This is a genomic window from Nonomuraea sp. NPDC049607, from assembly GCF_040675375.1.
In the GTDB taxonomy this organism is placed as follows: Bacteria; Actinomycetota; Actinomycetes; order Streptosporangiales; family Streptosporangiaceae; genus Nonomuraea.
Genome location: NZ_JBFAOV010000024.1, coordinates 109230 through 127591, shown reverse-complemented (window position 1 = coordinate 127591; position 18362 = coordinate 109230). Strand labels below are relative to the sequence as shown.

11 protein-coding genes are annotated in these 18362 nt (G+C 73.9%); 10 read left to right on the top strand and 1 reads right to left on the bottom strand.

What is annotated here, in order from left to right; translation table 11 throughout:
• Window position 1: 1 nt before the first annotated feature.
• Window positions 2-652, bottom strand: a complete 651-nt coding sequence (locus tag AB0J97_RS35800) for a TIGR00730 family Rossman fold protein (RefSeq protein ID WP_364097241.1) — start codon at window positions 650-652, stop codon at window positions 2-4.
• Window positions 653-824: 172 nt separating this feature from the next.
• Here AB0J97_RS35800 and AB0J97_RS35795 point away from each other — a divergent pair, with 172 nt between their 5' ends.
• From AB0J97_RS35795 to purF, 10 genes are read left to right on the top strand one after another with little or no spacing between them, the layout of a single operon-like run.
• Window positions 825-1286: a cobalamin-dependent protein gene (locus AB0J97_RS35795; RefSeq protein ID WP_357707326.1), complete on the top strand. Its 462-nt coding sequence runs from the start codon at window positions 825-827 to the stop codon at window positions 1284-1286.
• Complete coding sequence (locus AB0J97_RS35790; RefSeq protein ID WP_364097238.1) at window positions 1283-2572, top strand: methylaspartate mutase; 1290 nt, start codon at window positions 1283-1285, stop codon at window positions 2570-2572. The genes AB0J97_RS35795 and AB0J97_RS35790 overlap by 4 nt, the downstream gene beginning before the upstream one ends.
• Window positions 2541-3527, top strand: coding sequence for an asparagine synthetase A (locus AB0J97_RS35785; RefSeq protein ID WP_364097235.1), 987 nt, complete (start codon window positions 2541-2543; stop codon window positions 3525-3527). Before AB0J97_RS35790 ends, AB0J97_RS35785 begins: the two co-directional genes overlap by 32 nt.
• Window positions 3524-4855, top strand: a complete 1332-nt coding sequence (locus AB0J97_RS35780) for a glutamate synthase-related protein (RefSeq protein WP_364097232.1) — start codon at window positions 3524-3526, stop codon at window positions 4853-4855. The genes AB0J97_RS35785 and AB0J97_RS35780 overlap by 4 nt, the downstream gene beginning before the upstream one ends.
• Complete coding sequence (locus AB0J97_RS35775) at window positions 4852-5079, top strand: MbtH family protein (protein WP_357707321.1); 228 nt, start codon at window positions 4852-4854, stop codon at window positions 5077-5079. The genes AB0J97_RS35780 and AB0J97_RS35775 overlap by 4 nt, the downstream gene beginning before the upstream one ends.
• On the top strand, window positions 5076-8315 hold the full coding sequence (locus AB0J97_RS35770; protein WP_364097228.1) for an amino acid adenylation domain-containing protein: 3240 nt from the start codon (window positions 5076-5078) through the stop codon (window positions 8313-8315). Before AB0J97_RS35775 ends, AB0J97_RS35770 begins: the two co-directional genes overlap by 4 nt.
• Before the next feature lie 24 nt (window positions 8316-8339).
• On the top strand, window positions 8340-15452 hold the full coding sequence (locus tag AB0J97_RS35765; RefSeq protein ID WP_364097225.1) for an amino acid adenylation domain-containing protein: 7113 nt from the start codon (window positions 8340-8342) through the stop codon (window positions 15450-15452).
• A gap of 33 nt (window positions 15453-15485) precedes the next feature.
• Entirely contained in the window at window positions 15486-15839 is a 354-nt protein-coding gene (locus AB0J97_RS35760; protein WP_357707318.1) for a nuclear transport factor 2 family protein, read from the top strand.
• Between the two features lie 25 nt (window positions 15840-15864).
• A complete protein-coding gene (locus AB0J97_RS35755) occupies window positions 15865-16932 on the top strand; it encodes a branched-chain amino acid aminotransferase (RefSeq protein ID WP_357707316.1) in 1068 nt (355 codons plus the stop codon).
• 16 nt (window positions 16933-16948) lie between these two features.
• Complete coding sequence (purF, locus tag AB0J97_RS35750) at window positions 16949-18358, top strand: amidophosphoribosyltransferase (RefSeq protein WP_364097221.1); 1410 nt, start codon at window positions 16949-16951, stop codon at window positions 18356-18358.
• The last annotated feature ends 4 nt before the right edge of the window (window positions 18359-18362 follow it).

Below are 18362 nucleotides of genomic sequence, written 5' to 3'. Positions count from 1 at the left end.
CTCAACGCCCCTCCACGTCGGCGGCGACCGGGACGGCCACCTCGGCCAGGTACGTCTCCAGGCACCGCAGCGCGTCCTCGGCGCTGTCGGTCACCGAACAGTGCGGGCCGAAGCCGGGCTCGGTGAAACCCCGGTGCGCCAGGTCCCGCACCAGCGCGACGAAGCGCCCCCAGAAGCCTTCCGAGTCGACCAGCACGATCGGCTTCGCCAGCACCTCCAGCTGGTTGAGGCTGATCACCTCCAGCACCTCGTCGAGCGTCCCGAACCCGCCCGGCAGCGCGACGAAGGCGTCCGCCCTGGTCAGGAAGGCCGACTTGCGCTCGCCCATCGTCGTGGTCAGCACGGTGTCCTGCGGCGGGGCGGCGATGCCGCGCTCGCGTTCGTACAGGAACGTGGGGATGACGCCGGTGATCGGCGCGCCGTGCCGCTGCGCGGACCACGCGAGCTCGCCCATCAGTCCCGATCCGCCGCCACCGTAGAGCAGCCGGTGCCCGCGGCTGCCGATCAGCCGTCCCAGCCGCCGGGCGGTCTCCGCGTCGCCGGCGTGCAGGCCCGGCCGGGCGCCGCAGAAGACGCAGATCGTCAGGGGGCGCGGCGCCGTGCCGCTGGACATCTCGTCGGCCGGCATCGCCGACAGGTTTCGCAGGGTCATGCCGATGCATGGAACACGCGCCGCCTATCACCGGCATATCGGCGGCGTCCGACGGCGTCGGGTGGCGCGGTGAGAGATCGCCGATAGGACGGCGACAGCTCCCCGGTAGGCCCGCCCTCCACGATGGCCCAGACGTGAACGAGCCCCGCCCGCCACCAGAAGGGATGGCCGCGTGCTTGCCACCGCAGTCGCCGCCGCCGCACCGGAGGTACCCGTCCGGTCCGGCCGCGGGCATCTCACCGTCCTGCTGTCCGGCACGTCCTCCGACGCGCACACCTGGAACCTGGTCTACCTGCAGCTGCTGCTGGAGGAGGCCGGTCACGCGGTGGCCAACCTGGGCGCCTGCGTACCGGACGACCTGCTGATCGACCGCTGCCGCGACCTGCGTCCCGACCTGCTGGTGATGAGCAGCGTCAACGGGCACGGCCGGCACGACGCCGCCCGGGCGGCACGACGCCTGAGACAGTGCCCGCAGACCGCCGGCGTGCCCGCGGTGATCGGCGGCAAGCTCGGCATCGCCGGCCGGCCCAACTCCCGCCTCGCGCCCGAACTGCTCGCGGCGGGCTTCGACCGGGTCTTCGGGGAGCAGGTGAGCGAGCTGCTGGCCTACGCCGCGACGGTCCCGGCGCGATGACCACCGCCGAGTACGCGTTCGGCGCGTTCGTCGCCGCGGCGGCCGCCGACCGCCGGGTCGTGGTCCAGCCCCGGATGGGCTTCAGCTCGCTGAGCCGTACCCGCGCCGGGCTGGAGGCCACCCGCGACGCCGCCCGCACCACCGCGGGAACCATCACCGTGGACAGTTACACCAGGGTCGGCGACCACGCCTCGGCGCGCCGGGCGCTGACCGCGGGCGAGGACCTCAACGGCTTCCCGATCGTCGCGCACGGCGCCGACGCGATCCGGCGGATGCTCGACGGCGTGCGCGACCAGACGTTCCCGGTCCAGGTCCGGCACGGCTCCGCCGACCCACGGCCGATCGTCGCCACGGCGCTGGCCGCCGGCCTGGACGCCACCGAGGGCGGGCCGATCTCCTACTGCCTGCCCTACTCCCGCACGCCGCTGACCGAGTCGGTGTCGAACTGGGCCCGCTGCGCCGGCATGCTCGCCGCCGGCATCGGCCCGGACCGCGAACCGCATCTGGAGACGTTCGGCGGCTGCATGCTCGGCCAGCTGACCCCGCCCGCCATGCTGGTGGCGCTCAGCCTGCTGGAGGCGCTGTTCTTCGCCCAGCACGGGCTGCGCAGCGTCTCGCTCAGCTACGCCCAGCAGACCAACGAGGCACAGGACCGCGAGGCGGTCGGCGCGCTGCGCACCCTGGCCGCCGAACGGCTCGGCGGCCTGGACTGGCACATCGTCGTCTACGCCTACATGGGGTTGTATCCGCGGACCGCGCACGGCGCTTCGCGGTTGCTGAGGCAGGCGGCTCGGCTGACCGTCCACAGCGGCGCCGCCCGGCTGATCGTGAAGACCACCGCCGAGGCGTACCGGATCCCGACGGTCGCCGAGAACGTGCAGGCCCTGCGCACCGCCGAGCACGCGGCGGCGCGGGCGCGGACCGCGCCCCTCCCTGCGGTCGCCGACACCGGCGTGCTGGCCCAGGCCCGCGCGTTGATCGAGGCGGTGCTGGATCTCGACCCGGACGTCGGGACCGCCCTGATCCGCGCGTTCCGGCACGGCTACCTGGACGTCCCGTACTGCCTGCACCCGGACAACCAGGGCCGCACCCGCAGCTTCCTGGACGGCGACGGCGTCCTGCGCTGGTCGCGGATCGGCTCACTGCCCCTCGGCGACCTGGTGGAACCGACGCGCCACCGCATGCGCGCCGGCGACCTGCTGGCCGCCCTGTCGTACGTACAGCGAACCTTCGACGAACAACGAGGTGAATCCCATGACGCGGGGACCGATGCCGGAGCTACGTGACCACCTGACCTCACCCGTCACCCGGGCGGCCCTGACCGTCCAGGGCCAGGTGCTGGCCTGCGCCCGGGAGTTCCTGACCGCGGCCGGGTTCATGGAGCTGCAGGCGCCGATCATCGGGCCGGTGACCGACCCCGGCGGGCGCGGCGCGAAGCCGGCCGACGTCGACCTCTACGGTTCCCGGTACAAGCTCATGACCAGCGCCATCCTGTACAAACAGGCGTCGCTGCTGATGTTCGACAAGATCTTCTTCATCTCGCCGTGCGTGCGGCTGGAGCCGCTGGAGACCGCCGCCACCGATCGGCACCTGGTCGAGTTCCACCAGATCGACGTCGAGATGGCCGGCGCCTCCCGCGACGAGGCCGTCGAGCTGGCGCAGAACCTGCTCCGGCACGTCGTGACCCGCACCGCGAGCCTGCGGCCCGACGCCCTGGAGACCCTCGGCCGCGACCCCGGCGCGTTCGCCGGCTACGGCGAGGGCGACTTCGACCGCATGACGCACGCCGAGGCGGTACGCACGTTGCACGCCATCGGGCACGACTCGCAGCAGGCGGACTCCGAGATCGACTGGCCGGGCGAGGCGAAGTTGTCCGCCAAGGCCGCCCGGCCGTTCTTCATCGTCGACTACCCGAAGGGCAGCCGGGGGTTCTACGACCGCGAGAGCGAGACCGAGCCCGGCGTGCTGCGCAACTTCGACCTGATCGCCCCCGAGGGGTACGGCGAGCTGGCCAGCGGCAGCGAACGCGAGTCCGGCTACCGGCGGGTCGTCGCCCGCATCCGCGAGTCCGGCGAGAATCCCGCCAAGTACCAGTGGTACCTCGACCTGCTGCGCACCGGCGTCCCGGCCAGCGCGGGCTTCGGCCTCGGCCTCGAACGGCTGACCCGCTACGTCGCCGGGCTCGACGCGGTCTGGCAGGCCAGCGCCTACCCGAAGCTGCCCGGGACGGCGACGCCGTGACCGGGCTCGTCGCGCACGGGTTCCCCGAGCAGCCGGTACGCCGACGGGCGCGCCACGGCGTCGCGGCCCTGTTCCCGGACGCCGGCGGCTACGGCAGCGCCCTGTTCGGCTCCCTGTTCGGCGCCCAGGACACCGCCGGCGACGACCCACTGGAGTCCACCCGGCTGGTGCCGCCGGTGTTCATGCCGAACCGGCTGGAGAAGCTGATCGAGCTCGGCCGCGAACCCACCTACCGCGACGTCGACCTGTCGACCGTGATCGGCGCCCTGCGCTCGCCGCTGCCGGTGTACGTCTCCGCGTTCGGCTCGACCCGGGCCGCCGGCCACGAGCTGGGCCTGGCGGTCAGCCGGCAGGCGGCGAGCCTGGGCCTGCCGATGGTGATCGGCGAGAACGTCGTGCCCGTCAACGGCTTCGGCCGCGACAGCGAACCGGCGGGCCGGTCCCTGCTGTCGCGGCTGCGCGCCTACGCCGCCGAGGCCGACGACGTGACCGGCGGGGTCGTCGTGCAGCAGAGCACCGAGGACGCCGACGCCGAGGTCTGGCAGCTGGTCTACGGCGACCCGTCCACGCAGCGGCTGCTCGACTCCGGCCGGCTGGCGTTCGAGCTCAAGCTCGGCCAGGGCGCCAAACCCGGTCTCGGCGGCATGACCCTGGTGGACCAGGCGGCCGCGCGGCGGCTGGCGGACCGCTACGCCCTGGAGGAACTGCTCGACTCCGGCTCCGACGCCGACGCCGGCTCCGACTCCGGCTCCGGATCCGGATCCGCGACGCTGCTGCGGTGCGGCACGCCGGGCACCTTCACCGCCGAGATCCTGGCCCAGCAGATCCGCTTCATGCGCAACAACTTCCCGCGGGTGCGGATCTGGGTGAAACTGCACCCGGGTCGCGACGTCGCGGAGGCCGCCACCGTCGCGCGGGCCGCCGGGGCCGACGCCGTCACGGTCGACGGCGCGGAGGGCGGCACCGGCTGGGCGCCGTCGGCCTTCCTCGGACACGTGGGCCTGCCGCTGCACGAGTGCCTGCGCCGGCTGGGCCCGGACCGGCCCGGCCTGCTGGTGTCCGGCCGCATGTGGGAGGGCACCCGCGCGGTGAAGTGCATGGCGCTGGGCGCCACCGCCGTCGGGCTGGGCCGCGCGGCCATGCTGGCCGCCGACGAGGACCCCGCGGCCGGTCTGGTGCGGCTGGTCCGATGCCTGGAGCTGGAGATGCGGATGCTGATCAGCGCCCTCGGCCAGTACGCGCCCGCCGCGCTGAGCCCGCACGACGTCTGGAACCCGGCCGGCTCCCCCGCCGACCGCACGCCCGAGCTGCAAGGAGTAGCGCCGTGACCAATCCGTTCGAGTCCGACAACGACCGATACTTCGTGCTGGTCAACGCGGAGCGCCAGCACTCGTTGTGGCCGGTCACGGCCGCCGTACCGGCCGGCTGGTCGGTGGCGCACGGCGGCGACACCCGCGACGCCTGCCTGCGCTACGTAGAGCAGAACTGGACGGACCTGCGGCCGGCCGGCCTCGCCGCCGAGATGGACGGGACGGGAACGGTGACGCCATGACCCAGGACTCCCCGGTCGTCCCGGCCGGAACCCTGGTCGGCCTGCTGCGGGAGCAGGCGGCCCGGACCCCGCGGGCCCCCGCGGTGGTCGCCGAGGACGCCTGCCTCACCTACGCCGAGCTCGACGCCCGCACCGACCGGCTGGCCCGGCGGCTGCGGCACGCCGGGGCCGGCCCGGAGCGGGTCGTCGCCGTCGCCGTGCCCCGCGGCGCCGGCCTGGTCGTGGCGATCGTCGCGGTGATCAAGTCCGGCGCCGCGTACCTGCCGCTGGAGCCCGGCGACCCGCCGCGGCGGCTGCGTTTCCTGCTGGCCGACGCCGGGGCCGTCGCCGCCGTCACGTCCGGAGCCGGTGACGCCTTCGAGGGCGTCGTCACCGTCGATGTCGCCGATGCCGGTGCGCCGTCGGTCACGCTGCCCGAGGTCCGGCCCGGCAACCTGGCGTACGTCATCTACACCTCCGGCTCGACCGGACGTCCCAAAGGCGTCGGGATCAGCCATCGGGCCATCGTCAACCGCCTGGCCTGGATGCAGGCGCAGTACGGCCTGCGGCCCGACGACCGGGTGCTGCAGAAGACCCCGGCCGGCTTCGACGTGTCCGTGTGGGAGTTCTTCTGGCCGCTGCTGCAGGGCGCGACGCTGGTCATGGCCCGCCCGGACGGCCACCGCGACCCCGCCTACCTGGCCGAGGTCATCGACCGCGAGCGGATCACCACCCTGCACTTCGTGCCGTCGATGCTCGCCGCCTTCCTCCGGGCCCGGCCCGGGACACCGTTGCCCAGCGTGCGGCGGGTGCTGTGCAGCGGTGAGGCCCTGCCCGCCGAGACGGTCCACCGCTTCCACCAGGCACACGACGCCGAGCTGCACAACCTCTACGGCCCCACCGAGGCCGCCGTGGACGTGACCGCGTGGCCCTGCCCACCGGGCATGCCGGACGTCCCGGTGCCGATCGGGCGGCCGGTGTGGAACACCGGGGTGCACGTGCTCGACGGCGCGCTGCGTCCGGTCGCCGACGGCGAGGTCGGCGAGTTGTACCTGACCGGCGTCCAGCTGGCCCGCGGCTACCTGGGCCGGCCGGGGCTCACCGCCACCCGCTTCGTGGCCGACCCGTTCGGCGCCGCGGGCGAGCGCATGTACCGGACCGGCGATCTCGGCCGGCGCCGGCCCGACGGCGCGTTCGAGTACGCCGGCCGGGTCGACAACCAGGTCAAACTACGCGGACAGCGCATCGAGCTCGGCGAGATCGAGTCGGCGCTGACCGGCCACCCGGCGGTCGAGCAGGCCGCGGTGCTGGTCCGTGAGAACGCCGGGGGCCACCAGCACCTGGTGGGCTACCTGGTCGCCGCCGACGCGGTGACGGACGAGGCCATGGAGGCGTACCCGCCGGTGACGGGCGACGCCCTGGAGGCTTACCTGGCCGAGCGCCTGCCGGCGCACATGGTGCCCGCCCGCTACGTCACGCTGGACGAGCTGCCGGTCACCGCCAACGGCAAGCTCGACCGGGCCGCCCTGGCCGCGATCGAACCGCCGCGGACCGGCGGCGGCCGGGCCGCCCGCACCGACCCGGAACGGCTGGTCTGCGGCATCCTGGCCGAGGTCCTGGCCCTGCCGGCGGTCCACCCCGACGACGGCTTCCTGCGGCTGGGCGGCGACAGCATCCAGGCCATCGACGCCGCCGGGCAGATCACCCGCGCCGGGCTGCCGGTGACCGTGCGCGACGTCATGGGCGCCCGGTCGGTCGCCGAGCTCGCCGAGCGCGCGCTGTCGCGCCCCGCGCCCTCCGTCGCCGCCGAGGCGCCCGAGGCCGGTCGGGGCGCCGTGCCGCTGACTCCGATCGTGCACTGGCTGCGCGAGCGGGGCGGGCCGGCCGACGCGTTCTGCCAGCGGCTGGTGCTGCGGATCCCCGCGCAGGTCACCGGCGAGTGGCTGACCGGCGTGCTGCGGCGCCTGCTGGAGGTCCACGACATGCTGCGGGCCCGGCGCCGGATCACCGCCGACGGGCAGTGGGAACTGCTCGTGCCCGCACCGGACGACGTGGACGCCCTGCAGTGCCTGACCGAGGTGCCGCTGAACGGCCGCACCGGCGAGGCCGCCGACGAGCTGATCCGCGCGGAGCTCGCCGCCGCGCAACAGCGCCTGAGCCTCGACGAGGGACGGCTGGTCCAGGCGGTCTGGTTCAGCGCCGAACCCGGGCGGCAGGCCATGCTCGGCCTGGTCGTCAACCATCTGTGCGTGGACGGCGTCTCGTGGCGCGTCCTGCTCCACGACCTGCGCGAAGCCTGGCAGGGCGGCGCCGGATGGCGGCCCGCGCCCGCGGTGACGTCCTTCCGCACCTGGGCGCGGCTGCTGAACGACGAGGCACGCTCCGGCGCCCGGCCGGGCGCGGCGGCGTACTGGTCGTCGGTGCTCGACGCCGGCCGCGCCCGCCTCGGACGGCCGTCGGACGCCCGGACCGACCACGAGTCACCGGACCGCCTGCTCACGCTCGACCTGGACCCCGCCACCACCGAGCGGCTGGTGGGCCCGGACTCCCCCACGGTCAACGAGCTGCTGCTCACCGGCCTCGCCCTGGCCGTGCGCGAGCTGGCCCGCCGCGACGGCACGCCGGACCGGCCGGTCGTGGTGGACGTCGAGGGCCACGGACGGGAGGACCGCGACGGCACCGATCTGTCCCGGACCGTCGGCTGGTTCACCACCCTGTTCCCGGTCCGGCTGCTGGAGGCCGGTGACAACGACGGGGACGACCCGCGGGCCGCTCTGCGGCTGGTACGCGAGCAGTTGCGGGAGCTCCCGGACAAGGGCCTGGAGTACGGCCTGCACCGGTACCTGCGCGCGCCCGGCGAGCGCGTCACGGGGACCGAGCCGGAGATCGGGTTCAACTACCTGGGCCGCTTCGACGGCGGCGGCACCGGCGACTGGACGATCGTCGCGGACTTCGGCGTGGGCCTGGACTGCTTCGGTGCCGGCATGCCGACGGCGCACGCCGTCGAGGTCAACGCGGCGGTGGTCGACGGCGCCGGCGGGCCGGTGCTGCGCGCGACCTGGTCCTGGGCCGCCGGCGCGCTGACCCGGCCCGAGGTGACCCGGCTCGCCGAGACCTGGTTCCGCCTGCTGACCCGGCTCGCCGACGACACCGCCGACGCCGCCGCCGCCGCGGCGCCGCGCGACCTGACGTTGCGCTCGGTCAGCGCGGCGGAGCTGGCGGAACTCGAAGCGGAACTCAACGCGATCCGGTCGTGACCGCGGCCAGCAGAAGGAGCTGACATGACGACCAGCACGCCGTCACCGATCGAGGACATCCTGCCGCTCTCCCCGCTTCAGGAAGGTCTGCTGTTCCACGCCCGGCTGGAGAGCGAGGCGTCGAGCCTGTACGTCGCACAGTTCACCGTCGACCTCGACGGCGACGTGGACGCCGGCCACCTGCGACAGGCCGCGGATTCGGTGACGCGCCGGCACGGCAACCTGCGGGCGGGCTTCCACACCCGCCGCTCCGGCAGCCCGGTCCAGGTGGTCCACCGCGAGGCGCCCCTGCGGTGGCGCGAGATCGACCTGTCCGACCGCGATCCGGGCGCGGCGCGGAAGGAGGCCGCCGTACAGGCCGAACAGGACTGGACCCGGGGGTTCGCGCTGGACCGCCCGCCGCTGATGCGGTTCACCCTGATCCGGCTCGGCCACCGGCGGCACCGCCTGGTGATGACCGTGCACCACCTGCTGCTCGACGGCTGGTCCACGGCGCTGCTGCTGCGCGAGCTGCTGGACGTGCTGGCCGCCGGCGGGCGCGACGACGGCCTGCCGCCGGTGGCGCCGTACCGCGACTATCTGCGCTGGCTGGAGCGTCAGGATCACGGCGCGGCCCGCGACGCCTGGGCGCGCGCGCTGTCCGGGCTGGACGAGGCGACCCTGGTCCAGGGGGTGCTCACCGGCTCCGGGGGCCGTCCGTCCGGTGGCAGTGAGCGCGACGACGTCGTCCGGGGTCTGCCGCTCGACCTGTCGGACGGCCTGCGGCGACAGGCCAGGGAACACGGCGTCACGCTCAACACGGTGCTCCAGGCCGCCTGGGGCGTCGTGCTGGGCCAGCTGACCGGCCGCGACGACGTGGTGTTCGGCGCCACCGTCGGCGGCCGGCCGACCGACCTGCCCGGGTCCGACGCCATGGTGGGCATGCTGATCAACACCGTGCCGGTGCGGGTGACCTGGCGGCACACCGACTCGCTGAGCACCCTGCTGGCCGCCGTCCAGGAGCAGCGCCTCGCCCTGTACGAGCACGATCATCTGGGCCTGGCCGAGATCCAGCGGCGCGACGGCCGGTCCGGCCCGCTGTTCGACACCACGATCGTCTTCGACAACTTCCCGGACGGGGACCTCACGGTGAACCTGCCCGGCGGCGGCGCGGTCCGGGCGAAGGTCGGGTTCCGCGACACCACGCACTACCCGCTGTCGCTGGTGGTCGAGCCCGGCGACCAGGTGGAGCTGCGCCTGCACTTCCGCACCGACATGCTCGCCGCCGGGGACGTCAGCGCCCTGATGGCGCGGCTGGTCACCGTTCTGGAGGCGGTCGCCGCCGACGCCGGGATCCCGATCGGGCAGCTCGACCTGCTCACCGCCGACGAACGGCACCGGGTGCTGGCCGAGTGGAACGACACCGCCGGCGTGCCGCCCGCCCACACCGTGCCGCAGCTGTTCGAGGCCCAGGCGCGCGCGAACCCCGGAGCCGTCGCGGTGATCGACGTGGACGGCGGCGCCGTGTCCTACGGCGAGCTCGACGAGCGGGCCAACCGGCTGGCCCGGCACCTGGACGAGCAGGGCGTCGAGCGCGGCGACGTGGTGGGCGTCCTGCTGGAGCGCGACGCCGACCTGGTGACGGCGGTGCTGGCGGTGCTCAAGGCCGGCGCCGCGTACACCGTGCTGGATCCGGCGCTGCCCGAGGCCCGGCGCGACGCGGTGATCCGCGACGCCGGGGTGCGGCTGGTCGTCGGCCGCGACCGCGCCGAGGCCGGCCCCGTGAGGACGGTCGACCTGCACCGCGACGCGCCGGCGATCGCGGTCCGGCCGTCGTCGGGCCTGCCGCCGGTCGCCGGGCCGCAGGACCTGGCGTGCGTGATGTTCACCTCCGGCTCCACCGGCGTGCCCAAGGGCGTGGCGACGCCCCACCTGGCGATCGTGAGCACCCTGCAGGGCCAGGACTTCGCCCGGATGGGCCCAGGTGAGGTGTGGCTGCAGTGTTCACCGGTGTCCTGGGACGCGTTCGCCCTGGAGCTGTTCGGCGCTCTGCTGTTCGGCGGCGCCTGCGTGCTGCAGAACGGCGGGCGGCCCGACCCGGCGGCGATCCGCGACGCGGTGGCCCGGCACGCGGTCACCACGCTGCATCTGTCGGCCAGCCTGCTGAACCTGATGATCGATCAGTATCCGGAGGTGTTCGCCACGGTCGCGCAGGTGCTCACCGGCGGCGAGCCGGCCTCGCCGGCGCACGTCGAGCGGCTGCTGCGGGCACGTCCGGACCTGCTGCTGGTCAACGGCTATTCGCCGGTGGAGAGCACCATCTTCACCACGACCCACCGCATCGACGTGCGCGACACGGCCGGCGGCCCGGTCCCCGTCGGACGTCCGCTGCGCAACAAGCAGACGTACGTGCTGGATCGTTGCCTGCGTCCGGTGCCGGTGGGCGTCACCGGCGAGCTGTACATGGCGGGTCTGGGGCTGGCCCGCGGCTATCTGGGGCAGCCCGCCCTGACCGCCGCCCGGTTCGTCGCCAATCCGTTCGTCGCGGGGGCCCGGATGTACCGCACCGGCGATCTGGTGCGCTGGCGGGCCGACGGTGTGCTGGAGTTCCTCGGCCGGGGTGACGACCAGGTCAAGATCCGCGGGTTCCGGGTCGAGCCCGGCGAGATCGAAGCCGCCCTCGTCAGGGACCCGGCCGTCAGCCAGGCCGTCGTCATCGCCGACGACAGCACCGGCACCCGCCGCCTCGTCGGCTACGTCGTCCCCCCGGCCGACATCCCCCACCAACAGCTCGACACCGCGACCATCCGCAACGACCTCTCCCGGACCCTCCCGGACCACCTCGTCCCCAGCGTCGTCGTCGCCATCCCGCACCTCCCCCTCACCACCACCGGCAAAGTGGACCGCCGCCGGCTCCCCCGCCCCACCATCACCGGCGCCGGGACGCCCACCACCACCCCCACCCAGGAGATCGTCGCCGGGCTCTTCACCGACATCCTCGGCGTCACCGACGTCGGCCCCACCGACAACTTCCTCGACCTAGGCGGGCACTCCCTGCTCGTCATGCGGCTCGTCAGCCGCATCCGGACGCTCTTCGACACTGAACTCCCCCTGCGCCAGATCTTCGCCGACCCCACCGTCACCGGCATCGCCCACCACATCGACCACCCCACCGGGCAGGAGGGCGGCAGCCGTCCCGCGCCGCGCCCGGCGGCCCGGCCGGACCGGCTGCCGCTGTCCTCGGCACAGCAACGGCTCTGGTTCATCAACCGCATCGACCACGGCGGGTCGTACAACATCCCGGCCGCCGTACGCCTGACCGGCCGGCTGGACCGGGACGCGCTGCGCGGCGCGCTCGCCGATCTGGTGGCCCGCCACGAAACGCTGCGGACGGTCTTCCCGGACAGCTCCGAAGGCCCCTGGCAGCAGGTGATCGCCGCCGGGCAGGCGGCGGCCGGTCTCGTCGAGCGCGACGTCGAGGCCGGGCAGCTGGCCGGGATGCTGGCCGACGCCGCCGCCCGGCCGTTCGACCTGACCCGCGACCCGCCGCTACGCGTGACGCTGTTCGCGCTGTCGGACACCGAGCACGTGCTGCTGGTGGTGCTGCACCACATCGCCGGCGACGCGCTGTCCATGCCCCCGTTCTGGCGCGACCTGGCGGCGGCCTACCGGGCCCGGCTCACCGGCGGCGAACCCGAATGGCCCCGGCTGCCCGTGCAGTACGCCGACTACGCGCTGTGGCAGCGGCAGCCGCACGGCGACTCGCGGCTGGACTGGTGGCGTACCACCCTGGCCGATCTGCCGGGGCACCTGCCGCTGCCGGTGGACCGGCCGCGCCCGGCCGTGGCCACCTTCCGCGGGGACAGCGTGCGGTTCGAGATCCCGGCCGGCCTGCACGGACAGCTCGGGACGCTGGCCCGCGAGTCGCAGGTCACCCTGTTCATGACGCTGCAGGCCGCCCTCGCCGTGCTGCTGACCCGGCTGGGATGCGGCAACGACATCCCGATCGGGGCGCTGACCGCCGGACGCGGCCACGAGGAGCTCACCGACCTGGTGGGCGTCTTCATGAACACGCTCGTGCTGCGCACCGACACCGGGGGCGACCCCGCCTTCACCGACCTGCTGGCCCGCGTCCGGCAGACCGACCTCGCCGCGTTCCAGCACCAGGACGTGCCGTTCGAGCGGGTCGTCGAGGCCCTCAACCCGCCGCGTTCGATGGGCTGGAACCCGCTGGTCCAGGTCATGCTGGAACTGCACGAGGCGACCGCGCCGATGTCCGGCCTGCCCGGGCTCACCGCCGCCGACCAGCCGGTCGACTACGCCCCCGCGAAGCTGGAGCTGATCCTCACGTTCACCAAGCGGGCCGGCGACGACGGCCTGGACGGCGAGCTGCGCTACGCCACCGACGTCTTCGACCGGGTGAGCGCCGAGGCCCTGGTGGACCGGCTGATCCGGGTGCTCACCGCGGTCGCCGCCGATCCGGGCGTGCGGATCGACCAGGTCCCGGTGCTCTCGTCCGGGCAGCGGCACCAGATCCTGCGGGAGTGGAACGACACCCGCGCGGCCTTGCCGGATTCGGTGCTGCCGCAGCTGATCGAGGCGCAGGCGGCCGCCGACCCGCAGGCCCCCGCGGTACGCGACGCCGGCGGCGTGCTGCTGACCTACGGCGAGCTCAACGCCGCGGCGAACCGCCTGGCCCGGCATCTGGGCGGCCTGGGCGTGGGCGCCGAGTCGTTCGTCGGGGTCTGCGCCGGTGAGAGCCCCGACCTGCTGGTCGCCCTGCTGGCGGTGATGAAGGCGGGCGCGGCCTACGTCCCGCTGGATCCCGCGCACCCGGCGGAGCGGCTCGCGTTCGTCCTGGACGACACCGGCGCCGACGTCGTCGTCGCGCAGGACGAGCACGCCGGCACCGTCGAGGGCCTGACCGGCGCGACCGTGGTCCGGCTGGGCCGTGACCGGGACCGGATCCAGGCCCGTTCCGGCCGGGACCTGGACCTCCCGATCAGCGGCGACAACCTGGTGTACGCCATGTACACCTCCGGTTCGACCGGACGCCCCAAGGGCGTGCTGATCTCCCACCGTGGGCTGCTGAACTACCTGTGGTGGGCCGTGGACGGATACGGCCTGGACGGCGAGTCCGGGGCGCCGCTGGTCGGCTCGGTCGCCGTCGACCTGTCGGTGCCCAACTTCTGGCTCCCGCTGATCGACGGCCGCGACGTCACGCTGATCGGCCCGGACACCGGCGGTCAGGCCCTGGCCGCGCTCCTGCGCGAACCACGCGACTTCAGCCTGCTCAAGCTGACCCCCGGCCACGTCGACCTGCTCGCCGCCCAGCTCGCCCCCGGCACCGTCCTCGACTCGGTGCGCACGTACGTGATCGGCGCCGACGAAGTGCGTCCCCAGACGGTGACCTCCTGGCAGCGGATCTGCCCCGGCGCCCGGCTGATCAACGAGTACGGCCCGACGGAGACCGTGGTCGGCTGCTCGGTCCACGTCATTGACGGCCCGCCGGCGGCGGCCTCACCGGTGCCGATCGGCCGGCCGATCGCCAACATCCGCATGTACGTCCTCGACGCCCGGCTCGAACCGGTGGCGCCCGGCGTGGCCGGGGAGCTCTACATCGCCGGCGCCGGGGTCGCCCGGGGGTACCTGAACCGGCCGGGGCTGACCGCCGAGCGTTTCGTCGCCGACCCGTTCGGTGAGCTGTTCGGCGAGCCGGGCACCAGGATGTACCGGACCGGCGACATCGCCCGGTTCCGCCGCGACGGCGAGCTGGAGTTCCTCGGCCGGGGTGACGACCAGGTCAAGATCCGCGGGTTCCGGGTCGAACCCGGCGAGATCGAAGCCGCCCTCGTCAGGGACCCGGCCGTCAGCCAGGCCGTCGTCATCGCCGACGACAGCACCGGCACCCGCCGCCTCGTCGGCTACGTCGTCCCCCCGGCCGACATCCCCCACCAACAGCTCGACACCGCGACCATCCGCAACAACCTCTCCCAGACCCTTCCCGAACACCTGATCCCCAGCGTCGTCATCGCCATCCCCCGGCTCCCCCTCACCACCGCCGGCAAAGTGGACCGCGATCAACTCCCCCGCCCCACCATCACCGGCACCGGGGCAGCCACCACCACCCCCACCCAGGAGATCGTCGCCGGGCTCTTCACCGACATCCTCGGCGTCACCGACGTCGGCCCCACCGACAACTTCCTCGACCTCGGCGGACACTCCCTCCTGATCATGCGGCTCGTCAGCCGCATCCGGACGCTCTTCGACACCGAACTCCCCCTGCGCCAGATCTTCGCCGACCCCACCGTCACCGGCATCGCCCACCACATCGACCACCCCACCGGGCAGGAGGGCGGCAGGCAGACGTTCCCGATGTTGCTGCCGCTGCGCACCGCCGGTGACCGCGTCCCGCTGTTCGGCGTCCACCCGGCGACCGGGACCAGCTGGGGCTACTCGGCGCTGGTCCCCCACCTCGACCCCGGCCGGCCGTTCTACGGCCTGCAGGCCAGGGGCCTCGGGCAGCCGGGCGCCACCAGGTCGGTCCCGGCCATGGTGGACGAGTACACCGCGCTGATCCGGTCGGTCCAGGAGCACGGCCCGTACCGGCTGATGGGCTGGTCGTTCGGTGCGGTCGTGGCCCACGCCGTGGCGGTGGACCTGCAACGCCACGGCGAGCGGGTCGAGCTGCTGGCCCTGCTGGACGGCTACCCGGCCGAGGTCGCCGCGGCGCGCGGGCCGGTCCACGCCGAGGATCCGGCCGTGCTCGCCGAACTGCTGGCCGAGCTGGGCCTGCTCACCGCCGACCGCTCGCCCGCGTCGCTGGACCGGGCGGCGTTCGTCCGCATCGTGCGCGGCTCCGACAGCCCGCTGGCCCGCATCGAGGAGGCGGAGATCGCCGCGCTGCTCGACGTGTTCGCCAGCAACCTCAACGCCGCCCGGGTGCACCGAAGCGCCGCCTTCGACGGCGACATCACGTTCGTCGAGGCCACCGCCGGGCGGCCCGCCGACTGGCCGGGCGGGCACGCGTGGACGCCCTACGCCACCGGACGCGTCGACGTCCACCGGCTCGACTGCGGCCACAGCGACCTGGTCAGCCCGGCCATGGCCGCGATCGTCGGGCCGATCCTGCAGGCCCCGGCGCGGTCGCGCGTCTGACCGTCGTCCGCCACCCCACGCCGAGGAGGCCACGTGTCCACGACCACCGACATCCGCCACTTCTACCAGCTCATCGACCACGACCAGGTCACCGAACTGGTCGGCCTGTTCGCCGCGGACCTGTGCTACCACCGGCCGGGGTTCCCCCCGCTGATCGGCCGCGACCAGCTGCGCCACTTCTACGAGCACGACCGGCCGATCCGCTCGGGGCGGCACACCCTGACCGGCATCGTCGTCGACGGCGCCACCGCCGCCGTCCACGGTTCCTTCACCGGCACCCTGCGCGACGACCGGCCGGCCGGTCACCGCTTCGCGGACTTCTTCAGCTACGACGACGCCGGCCTGATCACCCGGCGCGACACGTTCTTCTTCGTCCCCCTGGTCTGACCCCGATCCACGGGAAGGAACCGCCATGGCAGGCATCCTGCACACCGCCACCCGCACCAAGCCGGTGATCGATCCCGGGCACGGCGACGCGTTCACCGACCACATGGTCGGCATCGAGTGGACGCCCGAACAGCAGTGGACCCGGCCCGTCCTGCTCCCGCTGGCCGACCTCGCCATGCACCCCGGCACGGTCGGACTGCACTACGGGCAGGTCGCCTTCGAAGGGCTCAAGGCCCACCGGCAGCCGGACGGGTCGATGGCCGTCTTCCGTCCCTGGGACAACGCCCGCCGGTTCCGCCGTTCGGTGGCCCGGCTGGCCATGCCGGAGCTGCCCGACGAGCTGTTCGTCACCGCCATCGACGACCTCGTACGCCACGACGAGGGCTGGCTGTCCGACGACCCCTCGCACAGCCTCTACCTGCGCCCGCTCATGTACGGCGACGAGCGGACCCTGATGCTGCGCCCCTCGCGGACCTACCGGTTCCTGCTGATGGCGTTCGTCACCGGCGGCTTCTTCGGCGACGACGTGGACTCGGTGTCGGTCTGGGTCGCGCACGAGCATCCGCGGGCCTTCCCCGGCGGCACCGGCGACGTGAAGATCGCCGGCAACTACGCGCCCACGTTCAACGCCCAGCAGCAGGCGCAGGCGGCCGGCTGCCAGCAGGTCATCTGGCTCGACGCCACGGAACGCGAGTGGGTCGAGGAGATGGGCGGCATGAACCTGTTCTTCGTACGCGGCCACGGCTCCCGCGCCGAGGTGGTGACCCCGCGGCTGTCCGGCACGCTGCTGCCCGGCGTCACCCGCGACACGCTGCTCACCCTCGCCGCCCGGCTCGGCCTGACCCCCCGCGAGGAGCGCATCGGCCTGCGGCAATGGCGCCGGCAGTGCCTCGACGGCGACATCACCGAGGTGTTCGCCTGCGGCACCGCGGCGGTCGTCACCCCGGTCGGGCGGGTCCGCGACCGCGACGGCGACTGGACGATCGGCGACGGCACGCCGGGACCGGTGACCCGCGCGCTGCGTACCGCGCTCGTCGACCTGCACCACGGCATCGCACCGGATCCCGATGGATGGATGCACCACATCCACTGACAGAGAAGGGCCTCCTGTGGGTTTTGACGAAGTTCGCGAGCGCTGCGGCGTCGTAGCCCTCTACCAGCCGGAATCGTCCGGCGATCGTCTCGACCGCCTCGCCTACTACGGGTTACTCGCACTTCAGCACCGCGGCCAGGACTCCGCCGGCATCGTGGTGGCCCTCGACGGCCGCCTGTTCCGGCACCGGGGCACCGGCCTCGTCCAGGACGTCTTCGACGAGTCGGCGCTCAACGCCGCGCACGCGACCGCCGCCGTGGGCCACGTGCGTTACGCGACGGCCGGCGGCACCGGCGAGAGCAACATCCAGCCGCTGCTCGGATCGACCCGCGCCGGCCACCGCTTCGCGCTGGCGCACAACGGCAACCTGCTCGCCGTCGACGACGCTGACGACCTGGCCGGACGCCGGCACGTCGACCGCACCGGCGAGGCGGACGCGGACACCCCGGTGCTCGTGCGGGCGCTGTCGGACCAGGACGGCGACACGCTCGCGGCGATGCTGGCCGTGCTGCCCCGGGTGTCCGGGGCGTTCAGCCTGGCGGTGGCCACGCCCGACGGCCTGCTGGCGGCACGCGACCCGAACGGTTTCCGGCCCCTGTGCCTGGGCCGCCTGCCCGGTGGCGGCTGGATCACCGCCTCCGAGACCACCGCCCTGGACGCGGTGGGCGCAGCCTTCCTGCGCGAGGTCGAGCCCGGCGAGCTGCTCTCCATCGGCCCGCACGGCGTCCTCAGCCATCGCTTCGCCTCGCCGGCGCCGTCCACCTGCATCTTCGAGTACGTCTACTTCGCCCGCCCCGACTCGATGCTCAACGGCCGGCGCGTGCAGCAGGTGCGGCAGGCGATGGGCGCGGCCCTGGCACACGACGCCCCGGCCGCCGCGGACGTCGTCGTCCCCACGCCCGACACCGCCCGGCCCGCGGCCCTCGGTTACGCCGCGGCCAGCGGCATCCCGTACGCCGAGGCGCTGATCCGCAACACCTACGTGGGACGCTCGTTCATCATGCCGGCAGACGGCGAACGCCGGCACGCGGTCGACCTGAAGCTGAACGCCATCCCGGAAACCGTCGAAGGCCGCCGCGTCGTGCTGATCGACGACTCGGTGGTGCGCGCCAACACCGCCCGCGCCGTCGTGACGAAACTGCGCCGCGCGGGTGCGGCGGAGGTCCACCTGCGGGTCGCGTCCAGCCCGCTGCGCTGGCCCTGCTTCTTCGGCGTCGACATCAGCACGAAGCACGACCTGGCCGCGCGCGCCCGGTCCGTACCGGAGGTGGGCCAGTTGATCGGGGCCGATTCGATCGGCTACCTGTCACTGGAGGCGATGAAGCGGGCGATCGGCGGCGGCCGCACCTGCGACGGCTGCTTCACCGGCACCTACCCCCTACCGCTCCCCCTCCCCCTGACCACCACCGCGACCGCAGGCCGCTGACCCC

What these genes read in the sequence shown, in the direction of transcription:
- AB0J97_RS35765 (WP_364097225.1), top strand. Translation starts at nt 8,340, where the DNA reads ATGACGACCAGCACGCCGTCACCGATCGAGGACATCCTGCCGCTCTCC.
- AB0J97_RS35790 (WP_364097238.1), top strand. Translation starts at nt 1,283, where the DNA reads ATGACCACCGCCGAGTACGCGTTCGGCGCGTTCGTCGCCGCGGCGGCC.
- AB0J97_RS35800 (WP_364097241.1), bottom strand. Translation starts at nt 652, where the DNA reads ATGACCCTGCGAAACCTGTCGGCGATGCCGGCCGACGAGATGTCCAGC.
- AB0J97_RS35770 (WP_364097228.1), top strand. Translation starts at nt 5,076, where the DNA reads ATGACCCAGGACTCCCCGGTCGTCCCGGCCGGAACCCTGGTCGGCCTG.
- AB0J97_RS35755 (WP_357707316.1), top strand. Translation starts at nt 15,865, where the DNA reads ATGGCAGGCATCCTGCACACCGCCACCCGCACCAAGCCGGTGATCGAT.
- AB0J97_RS35785 (WP_364097235.1), top strand. Translation starts at nt 2,541, where the DNA reads ATGACGCGGGGACCGATGCCGGAGCTACGTGACCACCTGACCTCACCC.